Origin of the sequence: Bradyrhizobium sp. CCBAU 11361, assembly GCF_028128935.1 — a bacterium.
In the GTDB taxonomy this organism is placed as follows: domain Bacteria; phylum Pseudomonadota; class Alphaproteobacteria; order Rhizobiales; family Xanthobacteraceae; genus Bradyrhizobium; species Bradyrhizobium niftali.
Genome location: NZ_LBJZ01000008.1, coordinates 263,021 through 283,621 on the forward strand (window position 1 = coordinate 263,021; position 20,601 = coordinate 283,621).

The 20,601-nt window shown below is 65.2% G+C and carries 16 protein-coding genes; 6 read left to right on the top strand and 10 right to left on the bottom strand.

All coding sequences use genetic code 11. The features are described from left to right. Positions 1-78: 78 nt before the first annotated feature. The 6 genes from XI08_RS04855 to XI08_RS04880 all read right to left on the bottom strand — a co-directional run bounded on the left by XI08_RS04855 (position 79) and on the right by XI08_RS04880 (position 5,501). Positions 79-846 carry an anti-sigma factor family protein gene (locus XI08_RS04855; protein ID WP_271573568.1) on the bottom strand — a complete coding sequence of 256 codons (768 nt, stop codon included), beginning with the start codon at positions 844-846 and terminating at the stop codon, positions 79-81. Then, entirely contained in the window at positions 843-1,391 is a 549-nt protein-coding gene (locus XI08_RS04860; protein ID WP_271573569.1) for a sigma-70 family RNA polymerase sigma factor, read from the bottom strand. Before XI08_RS04860 ends, XI08_RS04855 begins: the two co-directional genes overlap by 4 nt. A gap of 127 nt (positions 1,392-1,518) precedes the next feature. Beyond that, positions 1,519-1,842 carry a cupredoxin domain-containing protein gene (locus XI08_RS04865; protein WP_271573570.1) on the bottom strand — a complete coding sequence of 108 codons (324 nt, stop codon included), beginning with the start codon at positions 1,840-1,842 and terminating at the stop codon, positions 1,519-1,521. Positions 1,843-1,855: 13 nt separating this feature from the next. Continuing rightward, on the bottom strand, positions 1,856-2,800 hold the full coding sequence (locus XI08_RS04870; protein WP_271573571.1) for a metallophosphoesterase family protein: 945 nt from the start codon (positions 2,798-2,800) through the stop codon (positions 1,856-1,858). Between the two features lie 178 nt (positions 2,801-2,978). Continuing rightward, positions 2,979-3,869, bottom strand: coding sequence for an alpha/beta fold hydrolase (locus tag XI08_RS04875; protein WP_271573572.1), 891 nt, complete (start codon positions 3,867-3,869; stop codon positions 2,979-2,981). 12 nt (positions 3,870-3,881) lie between these two features. Then, positions 3,882-5,501 (bottom strand): GMC family oxidoreductase, encoded by a 1,620-nt coding sequence (locus XI08_RS04880; protein ID WP_271573573.1) that lies wholly within the window; start codon positions 5,499-5,501, stop codon positions 3,882-3,884. Between the two features lie 201 nt (positions 5,502-5,702). Between XI08_RS04880 and XI08_RS04885 the strand changes: the two genes are divergently transcribed. Beyond that, a complete protein-coding gene (locus XI08_RS04885; protein ID WP_271573574.1) occupies positions 5,703-6,875 on the top strand; it encodes a M20 aminoacylase family protein in 1,173 nt (390 codons plus the stop codon). A gap of 72 nt (positions 6,876-6,947) precedes the next feature. Here the strand turns inward: XI08_RS04885 and XI08_RS04890 are convergent, their stop codons facing one another. Together XI08_RS04890 and XI08_RS04895 are read right to left on the bottom strand one after the other, a co-directional pair. Further along, positions 6,948-8,576 (bottom strand): inorganic phosphate transporter, encoded by a 1,629-nt coding sequence (locus tag XI08_RS04890; protein ID WP_271573575.1) that lies wholly within the window; start codon positions 8,574-8,576, stop codon positions 6,948-6,950. 98 nt (positions 8,577-8,674) lie between these two features. Then, positions 8,675-10,084 carry a UdgX family uracil-DNA binding protein gene (locus XI08_RS04895; protein WP_271573576.1) on the bottom strand — a complete coding sequence of 470 codons (1,410 nt, stop codon included), beginning with the start codon at positions 10,082-10,084 and terminating at the stop codon, positions 8,675-8,677. Between the two features lie 163 nt (positions 10,085-10,247). Between XI08_RS04895 and XI08_RS04900 the strand changes: the two genes are divergently transcribed. Genes XI08_RS04900 through XI08_RS04910 form a run of 3 tightly spaced genes read left to right on the top strand, consistent with a single transcriptional unit; the run spans position 10,248 to position 15,980 of the window. Beyond that, complete coding sequence (locus XI08_RS04900; RefSeq protein ID WP_271573577.1) at positions 10,248-11,036, top strand: ImuA family protein; 789 nt, start codon at positions 10,248-10,250, stop codon at positions 11,034-11,036. Then, a complete protein-coding gene (locus tag XI08_RS04905) occupies positions 10,933-12,525 on the top strand; it encodes a Y-family DNA polymerase (protein WP_271573578.1) in 1,593 nt (530 codons plus the stop codon). The genes XI08_RS04900 and XI08_RS04905 overlap by 104 nt, the downstream gene beginning before the upstream one ends. Beyond that, the gene (locus XI08_RS04910) at positions 12,522-15,980 is read left to right on the top strand and encodes an error-prone DNA polymerase (protein WP_271573579.1); all 3,459 of its coding nucleotides are present in this window, start codon (positions 12,522-12,524) and stop codon (positions 15,978-15,980) included. The genes XI08_RS04905 and XI08_RS04910 overlap by 4 nt, the downstream gene beginning before the upstream one ends. Positions 15,981-16,301: 321 nt before the next feature. Here the strand turns inward: XI08_RS04910 and XI08_RS04915 are convergent, their stop codons facing one another. Next, positions 16,302-17,072: an SDR family NAD(P)-dependent oxidoreductase gene (locus XI08_RS04915; RefSeq protein WP_271573580.1), complete on the bottom strand. Its 771-nt coding sequence runs from the start codon at positions 17,070-17,072 to the stop codon at positions 16,302-16,304. Between the two features lie 287 nt (positions 17,073-17,359). Beyond that, positions 17,360-17,647 carry a hypothetical protein gene (locus XI08_RS04920; protein ID WP_028172312.1) on the bottom strand — a complete coding sequence of 96 codons (288 nt, stop codon included), beginning with the start codon at positions 17,645-17,647 and terminating at the stop codon, positions 17,360-17,362. A 121-nt stretch (positions 17,648-17,768) separates the two neighbouring features. On the opposite strand from XI08_RS04920, the gene XI08_RS04925 reads away from it, so the two are divergent. Further along, entirely contained in the window at positions 17,769-19,169 is a 1,401-nt protein-coding gene (locus tag XI08_RS04925) for a CoA transferase (protein WP_271573581.1), read from the top strand. A gap of 167 nt (positions 19,170-19,336) precedes the next feature. Beyond that, on the top strand, positions 19,337-20,581 hold the full coding sequence (locus XI08_RS04930) for an efflux RND transporter periplasmic adaptor subunit (protein ID WP_271573582.1): 1,245 nt from the start codon (positions 19,337-19,339) through the stop codon (positions 20,579-20,581). Positions 20,582-20,601 lie beyond the last annotated feature (20 nt).

A 20,601-nucleotide genomic window follows, 5' to 3' on the forward strand; every position in this document is an offset into this window, starting at 1 on the left:
CGAAGCGAAGCAATCCAGTATCCCTCTGCGGATGCGGGCTGGATTGCTTCGCTCCGCTCGCAATGACGGTGGTGCCAGCTACCCCTCCACATTCGCCTTCATCGCCGCATCGAACTTGTCGACGAACTCGGCGAGCTCGTCGGCGCCGAGATCGCTGACCGCCCAGAAGTTCAGGCCGCGATTGCCCCAGCGGCGGCAGTTGAAGCCCTGCATGGTCTGGGTCTTCGGCGGCCGGTGTTCGGTGCTCGAAGTCTGCGACACGAACAGGTTGATCACGTGCTGCCGACGCTTGTAGACGACCGCGCCGATGGCGCGGGCGTCGATATAGTCGAGCCGGCCGCCGACCAACGTAAAGCCCTGCGCGGTGAGGTCGATCACGGGCGGGGCGACGTCGAGCTTGCCGTTGAACCAGGGTTTGACGGTGTGCTGGTCGGTCGAGATCACGTCGGTGAGATGGCCGGCCTGGAGCGAGCGCAGATGGGCGGAGACGACCTCCGACAGGATGCGCTGCTGGTCGTCCTGGCGCAGCACCACGGCAACGACGCCGGTTGCGGCGAGCGCGGAGACCGCCGAGCCCATCGCAAAACCGCGCAGCACGGAGCGGCGGGTGGGTTGCTGGCGCTGCGGCCCAGGCAGCGAGGCTTCGATCCGCGTGCGCAGGCTTGCCGGCGCTGCGTAGCGCAGATCGGTGTCGGCCAGCACGCGCTGCATCTCGCGCTGGGCTGCGAACTCGGCAGCGCAGGCCGGGCAGCTTGCGATATGAGCTTCGACCTCGCGCGCGTGCCCGGCATCGAGCTCGTTGTCGAGCAGCGCGTGAAGCAGGATCCTCGCTTCGTCGCAGGTCATCTCGCTTGCTCCTCTTCCGCCGTCCAGGCCGCGCGCAGCATCGCGCGGGCGCGGGCGAGGCGGGACATCACGGTGCCGACGGGGGCGCCGACGGCGTCGGCGATTTCACGATAGGACAGGTGGTTGATCTCCCGCAGCACGAAGGTTTCCCTGAACGGTTCGGCGAGCGCGTCGATCAGCTTGCGAATGGCGCCGGCATCGCGGCTGCGCAGCATTTCGGTCTCGGGGCTCGCCTCGGTCTCCTGCCAGATCGGCGTCTGCTCAGCGGCGCCGGGCGTATCCTCGATCGCGCTGGGCCTGTGCGCGCGCCGCGCATATTCGGCGTTGCAGACGTTGCGCAGGATCGCGAACAGCCAGGGCTTCATCGTCGGCCCGCGATAGCTGTCGAAGTGCTTCAGCGCGCGCAGATAGCATTCCTGCACCGCGTCCTCGGCATCGGCGGCGTCGCGCAAGAGATAGCGCGCGAGCGTGTAGACGTCGTCGAGATGGGGCAGCGCCGCTTCGCGGAAGCGCTGCGCCTTCTGCAGATCGTCGGTGGCGGGCATCGCTCCTCGCTTTGCCTCTTGTTCCGCTTGCGGCTTCGTTTCGTCCCCGTGTGCGACCGGAGGCACACGAGCCCGGCCGGCGTGGGACCACCGGCCGGGCAAGACGTTGATGCCTTGGTTGGAGACGTTACTCAACCTTGACCATCCCCGTCATGTGCGGGTGCAGCGAACAAAAATACTTGTAGTCGCCCGGATTGGTGAAGGTGAACGAGAACTTGTCGTCGGTGTCCAGGGTCTTGGACCTGAACTTGCCGGCCGAGACGATCGTGTGCGGGATGTCGTCCCGGTTGGTCCAGGTCACGGTGGTGCCAACCTTGATCTTGAGCTCGGCCGGCTGGAAAACGAAATTGTCGATGTGCACGTCCATGTCGTCGGCTCGGGCAGTCGTTGCGGGCAACAGGACGGCCGCGGCCAAAGCGACGCCGAAGTCGCGGCGATTGAGTGTCTTCATTGTCAGCTTCCGTTCAGCCTTGCAGCGGCGTGTCGATGATCGCGAGCCGCTGCTCGTTCTGCTTGAAGTTGATGCTGGCAACGCCAAGCATGGAGCGGAGCCTTGCGTCCTCGACCTTCATCGGACCGGGCGACGGTGCGGCCCCCGGCGCCGGCTGCGGGAAGGCGGTCGAGCGCGCGGTGTGGAAGGTGACGTTGCCCTCGACCTTCTGCATCACCTGGTGGATGTGGCCGTTCAGCACGGTGACCGAGCCGAAACCCTTGACCTGTTCGAGCGCGCGGCCGCCATCCTCGGTGCCCCAGCCCCATTCCGGATAGACGGTCCAGAGCGGGATGTGGGCGAACAGCACGATCGGCGTCGATTTCGACTTGCCGCGCAGATCGTCCTCCAGCCAGGCGAGCTGCTCGGCGCCGAGATTGCCGAGGCCGCCGGCCTTGAGGTCGACGACGTTGACGAGGCCGACGAAGTGCACGCCGCCGGCGTCGAACGAATACCAGCCCTGGCCCTTGGTGCCGCGGCCGTAGCGCTCGCGATAGAACTTCACCTCCTCGTCGAGGAAATCATGTTCGCCGGGGACGTAGTGCACGTCCAGCTTGGCCTGCGAGATGATGCGATCGGCATTGTCGAACTCGGCGGCTTTCGACAGATGGGTGATGTCGCCGGTGTGGATCATGAACGATGGCTTGGCCGGCATCGCGTTGATCTTGCCCACCGCTTCCTCGAGCGTGCCGAGTGCATTGGGATTGGCCGGCTTGTCGAAGCCGACATGGCTGTCGCTGATCTGAAGGAAGCTCATGCCGGGCGCTGCCGCCGTCGCGGCCTGCGCGGAATCGATGATGCCGAGCGAGCGCGGCACGCCGCCCGTGACGGTCCAGAGCACCCCGGTGCCGGCCCAGGTCATGCATTCCAGCACCTTGCGTCGGCTGACGCCGTCGTCCCCGTGATCGTGTCCGCTCATCGCACGTCTCCTCTCGCCCGGAATTGGGCTTCGGGGAGGTGATCGGGGGAGGGCGGGGCTTATTCCCGGATGCGATGACGATTTCGTGAGATGGCGAGATCTGTAGCCCGCATGGAGCGCAGCGGAATGCGGGGGCCAGTGCGTAGCTGTCCCCGGATTACGCTTCGCTCCATCCAGGCTACGGACCGGATTTCGCGAACTCCCGCACGGCCTCAACCACGCGTTCCGGCACTTCCTGCGCCACACAGTGCCCGGCGCCCTCAAAGACCATCGTGCTGACACGCGGAATCAGCGACACCGCGCGTCGCGCCATCTCCTTGTAGATCGGTCCCGACTTCGCGGCGGTCGCGACGCGGACAGGGCATTCGATCTCGGCGAGCGCTGCAAACGGATTGCCGCGGGTATCGCCAACGTAGACCTGCTCCATTGCCTCGTAGATCGGATGCAGGATCGCGGACTCGATCTCGGGCGTGCAGCAGAGCCGCACCCTGCCATCGTCGAGCGGCACGAAGCCATGCCTCACATAGGCCCGGAGCGAGGTCTCGGTCCAATCGGCAAATGCCGGCGCGGTGCGGTAGCGCTCGAACACGGTGTCGGCACTGTCGAACTCGGCCCGCCGGCGCAGCGTGCCCTGGACGCGCGCGAGGGACTCTTCGTTCAATCCTCCGGAGCGTGTCGCGCGCGGGTCCATCACGGTCGGCTCCATCACGAACAGGCGCGTAAAACCTCCGGGGCGAAGTTTTGCCGCGAGCAGAAGATCGGTGGCGCCCGCGCTGTGGCCGATACCGTAGATGTCGCGCAGCGCGAGCGCATCGATCACCCGGCAGACATCCTCGGCATAGTCAAGGAAATGATAGGTGCCGGGCTTGTGGCTCGCGCCGTGGCCGCGACGGTCGAGCGCGTAGACGGTGTAGGTCGATGCGAGCTCGCGCGCGACCTCGTCCCAGACGTCGGCGACGAAACCGGTGCCGTGCACGAGCAGGGCGGGCAGCTTGCCGCTCTCGCCCCATCGCAGCATCGCGATCTGCGCATCAGTGGGGCCGATGGAGAAGCGATGTGGATTGATCATGGGGACAGGATGCTACTTCGCATCCTCCAGGATCATGCTCGCGCCCTTCTCGGCGATCATCGCGGTCGGCGTGTTGGTGTTGCCCGACGTGATCGTCGGCATGATCGAGGCATCGACGATGCGAAGGCCGGAAAGGCCGTAGAAACGCAGCCGTTCGTCGACCACCGCCATCGGATCGCTCGCCGCGCCCATCTTCGCGGTGCCGACGGGATGGAAGATGGTGGTGCCGATATCGCCCGCGGCTTTGGCGAGCGAGGCATCGTCGTCACCGACGGAAGGGCCGGGCAGATATTCGCTCGGGCGATATTTTGCGAGTGCCTTCTGCTGCATCAGCCGCCGGGTGGTGCGGATGGCGTCGGCGCCGACCTGGCGGTCGTCGTCGGTCGACAGATAGTTCGGTGCGATGATCGGCTTCTCGTCCGGGCTCGCCGCGCGCAGCCGCACGGTGCCGCGCGAGGTCGGCTGGAGATTGCAGGCGCTCACCGTGATGGCGGGGAAGCGGTGCAGGGGATCGCCGAACTTGTCGAGCGACAGCGGCTGCACGTGAAACTGGATGTTGGCGCGTGCGCGTGTTGCATCGGAGCGCGTGAAGATGCCGAGCTGCGACGGCGCCATGGTCAGCGGACCGCGGCGGCGGAAGGCGTAGTCGAGCCCCATCAGGCCGCGGCGGAACAGGTTGTAATAGGTCTCGTTCAGCGTGCGCACGCCCTCGACCTTGTAGATCGCGCGCTGTTGGAGATGATCCTGAAGATTGCGGCCGACGCCGGGCTTGTCCATCACCACGTCGATGCCGAGCGGCGACAGCCAGTCGGCAGGCCCGATGCCGGAGCGATGCAGCACCTGCACCGAGCCGATCGAGCCTGCCGACAGGACCACCTCGCGCTTCGCGCGCGCCTCGATGACCTCGCCGTTCTGGATGAAGCGCACGCCGACGGCGCGGCCCTGCTCGATGATGAGGCGGTCGACCAGCACGTGCTTCTCGAGCCGCAGGTTGGGCCGGTTCAGCGCGGGCTTGAGGAAGCCGCGCGCCGAGGACCAGCGTCGGCCGCGCTTCTGGTTGACGTGGAAATAACTGGTGCCTTCGTTGTCGCCGGTGTTGAAATCCGGGATGCGCTTGACCCCCATTTCTTCCGCGGCATCGCCGACGGCGTCGAGAACGTCCCACGATATCCGCGGCGGCTCGATGCGCCAGCCGCCGCCGACACCGTGATGCTCGCTCGCGCCCAGGAAGTGATCCTCGATCCGCTTGAACAGCGGCAGCACGTCGTCATAGCCCCAGCCGGTCATGCCGAGCTGGCGCCAGTGGTCGTAATCGGCGGCCTGTCCGCGCATCGAGATCATGGCGTTGATCGCCGAGCAGCCGCCGATCACCTTGCCGCGGGGATAGGCCAGCGCACGGCCGTTCAGGCCCGGCTCCGCCTCGGTCTTGAACATCCAGTCCGAGCGCGGATTGCCGATCGCGAAGAGATAGCCGACCGGAATGTGGAACCAGATCCAGTTGTCGTCACCGCCGGCTTCGAGAATGAGGACGCGGTTTTTCGGATCGGCCGACAGGCGGTTGGCGAGAATGCAGCCCGCCGTGCCCGCTCCGACGACAATGTAGTCAAACTCACCTTCAAGCCGCCCTGGCATTCTGCTTCCACCCAAACAGGCGTCATGCCCGGGCTCGTCCCAGACATCCACGCGCTTTCTGTCCTAATAGGCAGACGCAGCGGATCGGGACAAGCCCGGCCATGACGGGAGGACAGGGCTCCCCCCGATCCGTAGCGGTTAGGTGGACTGCGGCTTGCATGGTAGACAGTCCTGTATTCCCAACAAAGCTTGAGACCATCCATGCCCATCGTGAACCGTGTCGCCGACCTTCAACCCGATATTCAGGCCTGGCGCCGGGACATCCACCAGCATCCCGAATTGCTTTATGACGTTCACCGCACCGCAGCATTCGTTGCGGACCGCCTGCGCGAGTTCGGCTGCGATGCGGTCGTGACCGGCCTCGGCCAGACCGGCGTGGTCGGCGTGATCAAGGGCAGCAAGCCGGCCGGCGACGGGCTCAAGGTGATCGGCATGCGTGCCGATATGGATGCCCTGCCGGTCGATGAGCAGACCAACCTGCCTTACGCCTCCAAGACTCCGGGCAAGATGCACGCCTGTGGCCATGACGGCCACACCGCGATGCTGCTCGGTGCGGCTCGCTACCTCGCCGAGACCCGCAACTTCGCCGGCGATGCTGTCGTGATCTTCCAGCCGGCCGAGGAGGGCGGCGCCGGCGGCGCGGCCATGGTCAAGGACGGCCTGATGGAGCGCTTCGGCATCGAGCAGGTCTACGGCATGCATAACGGCCCGGGCATCCCGATCGGCTCGTTCGCGATCCGGCCGGGTCCGATCATGGCGGCGACCGACGAAGTCGACATCATGATCGAGGGCCTCGGCGGCCATGCCGCGCGTCCGCACAAATGCATCGACTCCGTTCTGGTCGGCGCGCAGGTGATCACGGCCTTGCAGTCGATCGTGGCGCGCAGCGTCGATCCGCTGGAATCCGCCGTGATCTCGATCTGCGAATTCCACGCCGGCAATGCCCGCAATGTCATTCCGCAGACCGCGACGCTGAGGGGCACCATCCGCACGCTGTCGCCGGACGTGCGCAAGCTGGTCGAGAAGCGCGTGCACGAAGTGGTGGCGGGCGTGGCGCAGATCACCGGCGCCAAGATCGACCTGCACTACAAGCGCAACTATCCCGTCGTGAACAACCACGCCGCGGAGACCGAGGTGGCGCGGCGTATCGCGAGGCAGGTCGCGGGCGATGCCAACGTGCACGAGATGCCCCCGCTGATGGGCGGCGAGGATTTTGCCTATATGCTGGAAGCGCGCCCCGGCGCCTTCATCTTCTGCGGCAACGGCGACAGCGCCGGCCTGCACCACCCCGCCTACAATTTCAACGACGAGGCGATCGTGTTCGGCACGTCCTACTGGGTCAAGCTGGTCGAGGAATCGCTCGCGGCGTCTTAAAGCCTAACCAGAAGCACATATGAAAAGGGCTCGTGCATCGCACGGGCCCTTTGTTTTGAGGATCTGATCGGCTCAGAAGATCCGCGAGAAGATCACGTAGAGCGTGGCCGACAGCATGATCGCGCAGGGCAGCGTCAGCACCCAGGCCATCAGCAGGTTGCGGATGGTCGCCATCTGCAGGCCCGAGCCGTTCGCGGCCATGGTGCCGGCGACGCCAGACGACAGCACGTGGGTGGTCGAGACCGGCAGGCCGAACACGTCGGCGGCGCCGATCGTGGCCGCGGCGACGAGCTCGGCGGAGGCGCCTTGCGCATAGGTGAGATGGGTCTTGCCGATCTTCTCGCCGACCGTGATCACGATGCGCTTCCAGCCGATCATGGTGCCGAGACCGAGCGCGATGGCGACCGCGATCTTCACCCAGTTCGGGATGAACTTCGTGGCGCTATCGAGCCCGCCCTTGTAGGCGTTCAAGGTCGCGACCTCTTCCTTGTTGAGGTCGTTTTCTTTGTCCTTCATCAGGAAGCGGATGGCTTCCGAGGTCAGGTACATGTCGTTACGGGTGTTGCCGACCACTTCCGCCGGTACCTTGTTGAGCGAGCCGTACTTCACGACCTGGTCGCCGACATCCTTCACCAGCACCGACAGCGAGGGGTAGGTGCCTTCGCTGATGTGGTGCGAGGTGATGTACTGCGTCACCGCAGGACGGGGATCGCCTATGATCGAGTGACCGGCGCCCTTGGCCGCGATCACCTTGGAGGCGGCCTCCGAGACCTTCTGGAACTGGGCGACCTGGGATTCCGGCAGCGCGCGGTTGAGCGCGTAGGCGGTCGGCACGGTGCCGATCAGGATCAGCATGATCAGGCCCATGCCCTTCTGGCCGTCGTTCGAGCCGTGGGCGAAGCTGACGCCTGTGCAGGTCGCGATCAGCAGGCCGCGGATCCAGAGCGGCGGCGCCTTGTTGCCTTCGGGCGCGGCATAGAGCGCAGGGTTGCGCACGATGAACTTGAGCAGCAGCAGCAGCACTGCGGCGCAGATGAAGCCGAACAGCGGCGACAGCAGCAGCGCGTAGCCGATCTCGGTGGCCTTGCTCCAGTCGACGCCCGAGGTGCCGTCGCGGCCGCGCATCACGGCGTTGGCGATGCCGACGCCGATGATCGAGCCGATCAGCGTGTGCGAGGAGGAGGCGGGCAGGCCGAAATACCAGGTACCGAGGTTCCAGAGGATCGCGGCGATCAGCAGCGCGAACACCATCGCGAAGCCGGCGCTGGAGCCGACCTGGAGGATCAGCTCGACCGGCAGCAGCGAGACGATGCCGAAGGCGACCGCGCCGGAGGACAGCAGCACGCCGAGGAAGTTGAAGAAGCCCGACCACATCACGGCGACTTCGGCCGGCAGCGAATGGGTGTAGATCACGGTCGCCACCGCGTTGGCGGTGTCGTGGAAGCCGTTGACGAATTCGAAGCCGAGCGCGATCAGCAGCGCGACGAACAGCAGGATGTAGGGCAGGAAGGTCGTCACCCGTGTGCCGGTCGCGTTGACGTCGGCATAGATGCTGTAGGCGACGAACAGCAGGCCCGCGGCGAGGATGCCGAAGAACAGGATCATCGTCAGCGGATTGAAGCCCTTGTCGAGATTTGGCCGCGAGGCCGGCTGGATCGGCGCGGGATCGGCTACCGCGCGGTCGAATGCTACATCGGTCATGTCAGGACGCCCCTTAACTTTCAGGTAAGGGTATTGTCCGCGATGGATTTGAAGGCTGGATGACAAGCGGTGGTTGAAAGGCGTTTTCCCGCCGTTATTTAGGCGGCGCGCGCGGATTTCTTCTGCAAGTTGGCCGCGATCTTCAGATCTTCGACGAAGCGCTGATATTCCAGCACTTTGGCTTCCGGGTCGGGCAGCCGCAGCAGATAGGACGGGTGCACCGTCACCAGCGCCTTGCGGCCGTCGGGAAGGTCGATCAGCCGGCCGCGGGTCTTGCCGATCGGGGTGATCTTGCCGAACACGCTTTGCGCGGCGGTGGCGCCCATCGCCACGACGAGATCGGGTTGAACGGCCGCCAGCTCCCGCTCATACCATTGCCGGCATGCCCGGATCTCCTGTGTATTCGGCTTCTGATGCAGGCGGATTTTTCCGCGCGGCACGAATTTGAAGTGTTTGACCGCGTTGGTGACATAGACCTTCTTGCGATCGACGCCGGCTTCCTCCAGCGCGCGGTCGAGCATCTGGCCGGCGGGGCCGACGAAGGGATGGCCGGCGAGGTCTTCCTTGTCGCCGGGCTGCTCGCCGACCAGCATGATGGTGGCGTCTTTCGGGCCTTCGCCGAACACGGTTTGCGTCGCGTCCTTGTAGAGCGGGCAGGCACGGCAATGCGCGGCCTCCTCGCGGAGCGCTTCGAGATCGTTGGCGGTTGCCTTGTGTCCCATGATGGCTTCCGGACGTGGGGAAATCCGTCCGCCGGTCCAGCGTTCGGCATCGGCGAGCAGGGGTCCAAGTATCGATCCAAGTACCGATGCGTCCTGGAGGTTCCTCCGGCGCTTCACCGGCGCGTCGGTTGTGGTCAGCCGGTCGGGCTGGAAATGGCGCCGCCAGGTTTCCTCCAGGCGCCCTGGGGCCGGCCACTCCGCCCGGCTGATCCCAGGCGTGAAGGAGATCGCGTGACCGTTCCAATGGGCACAAACGTCAGGCGTGAGGATCGACCAGGGCATGTCGGCAAAACGACGTGCGAAGAACGGCGCGGCGAATGCGACGATGTGATGCTCCGGCTCGAACCAGGCGGCGTAATGCGCCTTCTGCTCGCGCCCGATCTCGCGGAAGCGGACGAGATCGCGCATCCGCTGCGCATCGCGCTGCACCGTGCCTGCCATCGTGATTGCCTGCGCCACGTCGGGATCGCTCATCGTTGCGAGCAGGTCGTGATCGACCTTCAACCGCCAGAGCAGGCGATAGAGCAGCGCAAAACGCTCGCCCTCGCGATGCAGGATCGCGACGCGGGCAAGCTCGATGAAATTGGCCGGCACGGTGAACGTGCTCTCGGTCTCGATCGGCGGAAGGCTCGGCGCTTCGGACAGGCCGGGCGGCATCTGGTCTTCCGTCTGGCCTTGCACGTGCCACACCACGTCCGCCGGGGCGACGTGATGCAGGGCGAATGCGCGAGCGGCTTTGCGCCAGCCGTCGAAATCGGTCTCGCTGTTCAGGGTGACGAGGTACATGGCACTCGAATCCTCTTGATTCCGCTCATGAATCCGAAGGCGCGCCAATTCGATTGACTCCCAGGGCGCCGTTAGCTTTATAATAGAACATATCATGAACAAATGAGCCAGCCGCGGGTTCTTATTTTTGAGCCACGGCACCTATCTCAAAGGAGCGGCGAGCATGAGCGGCGCACGCATGAGCGCGCTTGCGACCCTGCGCGGCCAGATCGAGCGCATCGAGACGGCGGAGGTCGTGCATCAGCGCGATCGCGTCGCGCTTGGCCATGGCGAGGTCGACAGCGCGCTGAAGGGCGGACTTGCGCGTGCGGCGATCCACGAGGTGTTTTGCGAGGGGCGCCAGGGCGCCGCCGCGACCGGGTTTGTCATGGGCGTTGCGGGACGCGTGACCGCGCGCCGGCCGCTGCTGTGGGTGCGGCAGGATTTTTCGGAACTGGAAGCCGGCGCGCTGTCGATGAGCGGGCTCGCCGAACTCGGCCTCGACCCGCGCCGCGTGGTGATGGTGCGCGCGGCCGATGTGGAGAGTGCGCTGCGCACTTCGGCCGATGCACTGGCCTGCGATGCGCTCGGCGCGGTCGTGCTCGAGCTCTGGGGCGAGACGCGGCAGTTCGATCTCGTGGCGAGCCGCAAGCTGACGCTGGCCGCGCAAGGCTCCGGCGTCACCGGCCTGCTGCTGCGGATGGCCGCGCAGCCGCTGCCCTCGACCGCGGAGACACGATGGATGCTGCGTGCGACGCATTCGCCGCCTGGCTCGATGTGGAGCGCCTGGGGCGCGCCGCGCTTCGATGCCGAGCTGTTGCGCAATCGTCATGGCCCATGCGGCCGGTGGATCATGGAATGGAAATGTGATGAGTGCCAGTTCAGTGAATCGTCGGCGTATCCTCAGCCTGTGGCTGCCGCACCTGCCCATCGTGCGGATCCAGCGGTTCCTTGGCAGCGCCGGACTGGGTAATAATCCTGAACCCAGCATCGTCGTCGTCAAGGAGACCAATGCGCTGGTGATCCATGCGCTGGATGAGGCCGCCGAGCGCCTCGGCCTGCATATCGGCCAGCCCCTGGCCAATGCGCGGGCGATGTGCCCGGACTTGCGGGTGTTCGATGCCGATGTCGTCGCCGATGCGAAGACGCTGAGCGACATCGCCGACTGGTGCGACCGTTTCACGCCGCTGGTTGCGCTCGATCCGCCGCACGGGCTGTTTCTTGATATCACCGGCTGCGCGCATCTGTTCGGCGGGGAAGCCGCGCTGTTGCAGACGCTGGTTCGCGCGCTCGGCCGACAAGGCTTTGCCGTCAGCGCGGCGATTGCCGGCACCTCGGTCTGCGCGCGGACTCTGACGCGGCAAGTCACAGGCACCATCGTCGCCGATGGCGGGGAAGCGGAGGCGATCAGCCGGCTGCCGGTGTCTGCGCTCGGCGCGGGCGAGGCCATCACCACCGGCCTGCGCCGCGCCGGCCTGAAGACCATCGGCGATGTCGCATCGCGCAGCGCCCACGAGATCACGGCGCGGTTCGGCGCGCGGTTCTCCACGCTGCTCGCGCACGCGCTAGGGCAGGGCGATGCGCCGATCAATCCGCGAAAGCCGCTGCCTGATTACATCGTGGAGAAACGTTTTGCCGAGCCGATCGCGACCGACACCATGATCGCGATGACATTGTCGCGGCTCGCCGACACGTTGATCGCGTCCATGGAGAAGCAGGGCAAGGGCGCGCGGCGGCTGGAGGCTGCCTTCTTCCGCACCGACGGCGTGGTGCGCGCGATCATGGTCGAGACCGGACGTCCGGTGACGCGAAGCGCGGTCATCGACCGCCTGTTCCGCGAGCGGCTCGATGCGCTCGCCGATCCCCTCGATCCCGGCTTCGGCTTCGACATGGTGCGGCTGTCGGCGAGCCGCACCGAGATCGTGGTGCAGGAGCAGCGCGATCTCGACGCCCATGTCCACGACAATGACGAGCTCGCCGCGCTGATCGACCGCATCGCCGCGCGGATCGGTGGAAAGCGCGTCGTCGTGCACCTGCCGCAGGACACGCATATTCCTGAATGTGCGGTGCTGGCCGCGCCGGCGCAGCATCACCTCGCCGCCGCCATGCAGGCCGAATGGCCGGCGCGCGCCGAGGGCGAGCCGCCGCTGCGTCCCTTAAGGCTGTTCGACAAGCCGGAGCCGGTCACAGTGCCGTTCGCGACCGTGCCGGATGGTCCGCCGCATCAATTCACCTGGCGGCGCGCGAAACACGCGGTGGTGCGGGTGGAGGGGCCCGAGCGCATTGCGATGGAATGGTGGCGTCAGGACGGCAAGCAGCTGACGCGGGATTATTTCCGCATCGAGGATGCCGAAGGCCTGCGCTTCTGGATTTTTCGCGACGGTCTTTACGAAGGGGAGGTGTTCGACGCCGACGGCAAGCCGGTTCCTCCCGGCTGGTATGTGCACGGTCTCTTCGCATGACCGCGTCCGCTTATGCCGAGATCGGCATCACCACCAATTTCTCCTTCCTGCGCGGCGGTTCGGATCCGCGCGCCTATGTGCATCAGGCAAGTATCCTCGGCATCTCCGCGATCGGCATCGCCGATCACAACACGCTTGCCGGCGTGGTGCGGGCCTACAAGGAGCTCGACAATGACAAGGTGCTGCACAAGCCAAAGCTGCTGATCGGCGCGCGCATCGTCTTCATCGACGGCACGCCCGACATTTTTGTCTATCCGCGCGACCGCGCAGCCTATGGCCGGCTCTGCCAGCTTCTCACCAGGGGCAAGCGCGGCGACGACATCACGCGGATCGAGAAGGGCGAGTGTCGTCTCACCTTCCCCGATCTCCTCGCGTTTTCGGAAGGCCAGCTTCTGGTCCTGACCCTGCCGCATCGCTTCGAGCCGGCGCGGGCGCTGGATGTTCTTGCAAAGCTCAAAGCGACCCGCGCCGATGGCGTGTGGCTGGCGGCGAGCCTGGTCTATCGCGGCGACGACCGGCGTCGCCTGGCGCGGCTCGATGATCTCGCGGGAAAAGCAAAGGTGCCGCTGCTCGCGACCAACGAGGTGCTCTATCACGATCCCGGCCGCAGTCCCCTCCAGGACGTGCTGACTTGCATCCGTGAAAAGACCACGATCGAGGCGGTCGGACGGAAGCTCGAGGCCAATGCCGAGCGCTTTCTCAAAACTCCACGCGAAATGTCACGGCTGTTCCGTGACTTCCCCGAGGCGATCGCGGAGACCATGCGCTTTGCGAACAAGATCGACTTCTCGCTCGACCAGCTCAAATATCAATATCCGGACGAGCCGGTGCCGCCGGGCAAGACCGCGCAAGGGCATCTGGAGGATCTGACCTGGGCGGGCGTCGATAAATATTTCGCCGGCGAAATCGATGACAAGCTGCGTGCCACACTCAAGAAAGAGCTCGCGCTGATCGCCGAGCTGAAATACGCGCACTACTTCCTCACTGTGCACGACATCGTCCATTATGCGCGCAGCCAGAACATCCTGTGCCAGGGCCGCGGCTCGGCGGCGAATTCGGCCGTGTGCTACGTGCTCGGCATCACCTCGGTCGACCCGACCAAGGTCGATCTCTTGTTCGAGCGCTTCATCTCCAAGGAGCGGCTGGAGCCGCCCGACATCGACGTCGATTTCGAGCATTCGCGGCGCGAGGAGGTGATGCAATATGTCTATCGCCGCTATGGCCGTCACCGCGCCGCGATCATCGCCACGATCATCCATTATCGTCCGCGCAGCGCCATCCGCGACGTCGGCAAGGCGCTGGGTCTGACCGAGGACGTCACCGCCGCGCTCGCCGACACCGTCTGGGGGAGCTGGGGTAGTGGCCTCAACGACATGCAGGTCAAGCAGGCCGGGCTCGATCCGCAAAACCCCATGATCAACCTCGCGGTCGAGCTTGCGACCGAGTTGATCGAATTCCCGCGTCATCTCTCCCAGCATGTTGGCGGCTATGTGCTCACCCAGGACCGGCTCGACACCTATGTGCCGATCGGCAACGCCGCGATGGACGACCGCACCTTCATCGAATGGGACAAGGACGACGTCGACGCGCTCAACATGATGAAGGTCGACGTGCTCGCGCTGGGCATGCTGACCTGCATCCGCAAATGTTTTGATCTGATCGCGGACCACAAGGGCGAGCACTGGGTTCTGGCGAGCGTTCCGCAGGACGATCCCAAAGTCTACGACATGCTGTGTGACGGGGAGTCGCTCGGCGTGTTCCAGGTCGAGAGCCGCGCCCAGATGAACATGCTGCCGCGCCTGAAGCCGCGGACGTTCTACGACCTCGTGATCGAGGTCGCGATCGTGCGGCCGGGGCCGATCCAGGGCGACATGGTGCATCCGTATTTGCGGCGGCGGAACGGCCAGGAGAAGGTGTGCTATCCCTCGCCATCGCCCGAGCATGGTCCCGCGGACGAGCTCTACAGGGTGCTGCACAAGACGAAGGGCGTGCCGCTGTTCCAGGAGCAGGCGATGCGCATCGCGATCGAGGCGGCCAAATTCACCCCCGAGGAGGCCAACGGCCTGCGCCGTTCGATGGCGACCTTCCGCAATGTCGGCACCATCGGCACATACGAGGACAAGCTGATCGGCAACATGGTCGCGCGCGGCTACGATCCCAACTTCGCCAAAAGCTGCTTCGACCAGATCAAGGGCTTTGGCAGTTACGGCTTTCCTGAGAGTCACGCGGCGAGCTTTGCGCAGCTCGTCTACATTTCGTCATGGCTGAAATATTATCACCCTGATGCGTTCTGCTGCGGCCTTTTGAACTCGCAGCCGATGGGTTTCTACGCGCCGGCGCAGATCGTCGGCGATGCCCGCAAGAACGGCGTCGAGGTGCGTGACATCGACGTGTCCTACAGCTTTGCGCAGAACACGCTCGAGCAGGGGAGCGGCAAATATTGCGCGGTACGCCTGGGCTTCCGCCAGATCGACGGCTTCCATTGGCTGGACGAGGATGAGGAGCGCCTGAAACACTCCCAGCTGTCATTCCGGGGCGCGCCACTTGGCGCGAACCCGGAATCCATCGGACCGCATACGCCTGGCGGAATGGATGCCGGGCTCGACGCTGGCGCGTCGCCCCGGAATGACGGCGGAGAGTTGGACTGGGCCGACCGCATCGTCGCCGCCCGCAACCGCCGTCCCTTCACCTCGCTGGAAGACTTCGCCCGCGACACCGGCCTGCCCAAGCGCGCGCTGATCCTGCTCGCCGATGCCGACGCGTTCCGCTCGCTCGGGCTCGATCGCCGTGAGGCGCTGTGGCAGGTGCGGCGGCTGCCCGACGGCGTGCCGTTGCCGCTGTTCGAGGCCGCCACCGCCCGTGAGCAGCCCGACGAGCACGCAAAGCCATTGCCCGTGATGCCGCGCCCCGAGCAGGTGGTCGCGGACTACCAGACCATCCGGCTGTCGCTGAAGGGCCACCCGATGGAATTCCTGCGCGAGATGTTTTCGCGGGAGCGCGTCGTCGCCTGCAAGGACGTCAATCATCAGAACGAGCGGCGCCGCGTCCGCTGCGCCGGCGTGGTGCTGGTCCGGCAGCGGCCGGGCAGCGCCAGTGGCGTCGTGTTCATGACGCTGGAGGACGAAACCGGCATCGCCAATGTCGTGGTGTGGCCCAAGATCATGGAGCAGTACCGCAAGGAAGTGATGGGCGCGCGCCTCATCCTGGTCGAAGGCTATATCCAGAGCAGCCCCGAGAAGGTGACGCATCTCATCGCCCAGCGCATGGTCGACCGCTCGCACGATCTGATCGGCCTTGCCAACGACGCGTTGACCCGCAAGCATCCTGTGCCATCAGGCGCCGCGCTGATCGAGCCTCTCAACGACGACCGCCGCGATCACGCGGACGCGCCGGCGCAGAAAATGCGCCACCCCCGCAACGTCCGCATCCTGCCACCGTCGCGGGATTTTCATTGAGGATGTCGCGCGGGATGCCGCCACGCCGTCATTGCGAGCGTAGCGAAGCAATCCAGAGTCTTTCCGCGGACGCAGTCTGGATTGCTTCGCTACGCTCGCAATGACGAGATTGTTGAAGCGATCGCGCGCCTTATTCTCGGTCGTCATACCCCGCGACCCGGCTACGCCAAGGCTTCGCTGGGGTTGAGGTCCAGGGGCGCCGAAGCTTTAGCGTAGGCGGCAAGCGGGGTATCCAGTACGCTGCGGCTTCTCGGTTCTAGCCGCGCTGTCTCTGGAATACTGGATCGCCCGATCAAGTCGGGCGATGACAGAGTGCCCCCTCTAAAAATTCACCCGGTTCGAGATCGCCCCGTCCACGACGAGATTGGAGCCGGTCGTGAACCCCGACACCGGGCTTGCCAGAAACACCGCGGCGCTTGCGATCTCCTGCGGCGTTGCCATGCGGCCGGTAGGGTTGCGCTTCATCGCATCCTTGTAGCGCTCGGGCATGTTCTGCTCGATCATCTCCCAGACGCCGCCCTTGAAATAGACGGTGCCGGGCGAGACCACGTTGACGCGGATCTTTTTCTTCGCGTATTGCCGCGCCAGCCCCTTGGCCATGTGGATCAGCGCCGCCTTGATCGGGCCGTAGGAGCTGGCGAGATCGGCCTGTGCGGCCGAGATCGAGGAGATGATGACGAAGGCGGCGTCACCGCTTGTCTCGCCGCTCGCTTCGAGGAACGGTCGCGCGGCATCGAATGCATGCACGGCGCCGAGCACGTCGAGCCGGAAATTCTGCTCCCAGGACGCCGCATCCTGACCTTGCGCCATCGCGCCGGCATTGGAGAACAGCAGGTCGATGCCGCCGAGTTCTTTTGCAGCGCCCTCGACCCAGGATTTCAGCGCCGCGCCGTCGGTGACGTCGACCGGGCTGCCGGTGGCGCTGATACCGCTCGCCTTCAACTCAGCGACGGTGGCCGCAACCTGATCCGCGTTGCGCGCGCACACCGCGACATTGGCGCCTTCGCCGGCCAACGTCGCCGCAATCGCCCGCCCGATGCCGCGCGTGCCGCCGAGGACGATGGCGTTCCTTCCCTTGAGACCGAGATCCATTGTTTTGTTTTCCTTGTTGTTGGTCGTTCGACTTTAGCGGTTTACGCTACGGCGTTGAATACGGTCTCCGCGTCATACCCCGCGACCCGGCTACGCCAAGGCTTCGCCGGGGTTGAGGTCCAGGGGCGCCGAAGCTTTAGCGTAGGCGGCAAGCGGGGTATCCAGTACGCCGCGGCGTCTCGGTTCTATCTCCGGCGTCTCTGGAATACTGGATCATCCGCCCCAGTGCGCAAGTGCGCACAAGGCGGATGATGACACCGTCCTGGATGGCCAAGACCGCGACGACCTCACTCCGGCGCCGCCCCCACCGGCGGGCCACCGGGCGGGCGGTGCAGGTAGGTCAGCGAGACGTAGGCGCCGGCCCAGGAGCCGAGCGCCGCGAAAGCGACATAGAAGGCGTTTTCGGTGTAGCTGATCACCGCGTAGGAGGAGAGCAGGTACCAGACCGCGCTCCAGTTCGCCGCCGGCACGCGCTTGCGCGCGATAACGGCGGAGGTGAACATGACATAGACCGCGTCGGTGGCCGCCGTTGCGATGAACACGGCGCCGGCGGTAAGGGGATCGATGGCGGCCATTGCATTCCTTTCTGCGATCATGACATGGTCGCGAAAAGTACAGCATGATCCGGAAAAATGCGCAGCGGTTATCCGGAAGGATCGTACTTAAAACAACAACCCGAAAGGGAGAGAAGCGGCCATGCAAAGCCCCGCCGATGTTCTCAAGGGTATCTGGACCTCCGTTGGCGGCGATCCTGGCGCGCTCGAACGTGTACGGCTGACCGGGGAGGAGCCGCAGATCCCGTCCTCGTTTCGTGTCGCTGTCGCCGGCCAAACCACAATCGCTGCCGCAGGCCTCGCCGCCGCCGAAATCTGGCGACTGCGCAGCGGTGAGGCGCAGGACGTCGATGTCGACATGCGCCATGCCGTGGCCGAATGCCGTTCGGAGCGCTATTTGCGCCTCGACGACAAGCCGCCGCCGCCGGCCTGGGACGCCATCGCCGGCGTCTACAGGACCGGCGATGGCCGCTTCGTCCGCTGTCACACCAACTTTCCGCATCACCGCGACGCGGTCTGCAAGGTGCTCGCCTGCGAGGCGGAGCGCGAGAAGGTGCAGGCCGCGTTGATGCAGTGGAAGGGCGAGGATTTCGAGACCGCGGCCTATGCCGCCGGCGGCGTCGTTGCGCTGATGCGCAGCTACGACGAGTGGTCCGCACTGCCGCAGGCGCGTGCGCTCGCCGAACTGCCGCTGATCTCGATCGAGAAGATCGGCGAGGCCCCGCCAAGGCCGTGGCCTGAAGGCGATCACCCGCTGTCCGGTCTCCGCGTACTCGATCTCTCCCGCGTCATCGCAGGGCCAGTCGCCGGCCGCACGCTCGCCGCGCATGGTGCGGATGTGCTGCTGGTGTCGGGGCCGGAGCTACCCGCCATTCCCTGGCTCACCATCGACACCGGCCGCGGCAAGCTCACCACGTTCGTCGCGCTGAAGAGCGAAGCGGGCAGGGCGCAGTTGCGCGAGTTGCTAAAGGACGCCGACATCGTCTCGCAGGGCTATCGCCCGCGTGCGCTTGCCGCCCTAGACTTCGGGCCCGAGGAGGCCGCGAAGACCAATCCCGGCATCGTCTACGTGACGCTGTCAGCCTACGGCCATGCCGGCCCCTGGGCCGAGCGGCGCGGCTTCGACTCTCTGGTGCAAACCACTACCGGCTTCAACCATGCCGAGGGGCAGGCCGCCGGCATCGACGCTCCCAAGGAACTGCCGGCACAGATACTCGATCACGCTACCGGCTATCTCATGGCGTTCGGCGCGATGATGGCCAGGGTGCGTCAGGCCCGCGAAGGCGGCAGCTGGCACGTGCGCGTGTCGCTGGCGCAGACCGGCCGCTGGCTGTGGAATCTCGGCCGGCTCGACGGCGGACTGGACACCCCGGATCTTACGGGCGAGGCCGTACATGCAGCGTTCATCGAGAGCATGCCATCTGGCTTCGGCACGTTGAAAGCGGTGCGCCATTCGGCGCTGCTGTCGAGAACGCCGGCGCAATGGAGCCATCCGGCGATGCCGCTCGGCAGTCATCCGGCACAGTGGCCGCTGAGAAGCTGACAATTAGCTTACTTGGATAGCTTACTTGGAGCTGACGCGTCGCAAAATTTTAACAAACGGAAAGGTGCGGGGCGTTTTTTAGGTTGTTTGAAATCTGAATTCGGCACTATTAGCGCGACCGATGAGGCAGTCATTTGCCGAGATCGTCGCAGACATGACCGGGCCCCATGGTAGTTGAAAATACCAAGCGATTGCAGGTGCTTACAAAACAACGGGTGATCACATCCGTAGTTTTACTGGCACTCGCCGGCGCCGGTGCCTATGGCTTCCTCTATGCGGGGACCAAAGAAAAAAATCATTCCGAGGTCTCCAGCCAGTCGCGCAGGAACGCGCAGAACTTCACGCCGACGCCGTCCGAATGGGCGACGCTGACGATCGAGCCGGTCAAGGCCAAGACCTTCCGCGCCGAATATGTCACCGAAGGCAAGGTCGCGGTCGACGAGGATCGCTCGACGCCGGTGTTCTCGCCCTATGCGGGCAGGGTCACCAAGCTGCTCGCCAAGCCGGGCGAAATGCTGAAGCAAGGTCAACCGCTGTTCACGATCGAGGCCGCCGACACCGTGCAGGCCCAGAACGATTTCATCGCGGCGATGACCTCGCAGAACAAGGCGAAGTCGGCGATCGATCTTGCCGACATCCAGTTCAAGCGGGCCAAGGATCTCTATGAGGGCCACGCCATTCCGCTGAAGGACTATCAGCAGGCGGAAGCCACCCAGGTTCAGGCGCAGAACGACATGCGCTCCTCGGCGACAGCGCTGGAGGCCGCACGCAACAAGCTGCGGATTCTCGGCTTCACCGACGAGACCATCAAGGTATTCCAGGACAAGGGCGTCATCGATCGGGAGATCACGATCTACTCGCCGATCTCCGGCACGGTCGTGCAGCGCAAGATCGGCCCGGGCCAGTACGTCAATTCCGGCGCCAGCGATCCGGTCTTCGTGATCGGCGACCTCTCCACGGTCTGGCTCACCGCCTTCGTGCGCGAGAGCGATGCGGCCGCGGTGTGCATCGGGCAGGACATCACCGTCAACGTGATGGCGCTGCCGGGGCGGCCGCTGACCGCCAAGATCAACTACGTCGCCGCCGCGATCGATCCCAGCACCCGCCGTCTGCTGGTTCGCGCCACCATCGACAACAAGGACGGCCTGCTCAAGCCGGAAATGTTCGCCAACGTCACGATCTACTCGGCTGGCGACCGTGCGGCACCGGCGGTGCCGAAACAGGCGCTGATCTATGAAGCCGACAAGGTTCGCATCTGGGTGGCGCGCGAGGACAAGTCGGTCGAGCTGCGCCAGATCAAGATCGGCCTCATCAACGGCAACCTCGTCGAAGTCACGAGCAACCTGAAGCCCGGCGAGCAGATCGTCACCAAGGGCAGCTTGTTCATCGACCGCGCGGCGTCCGGCAGCTGATCGACGACCCAAAAACTGAC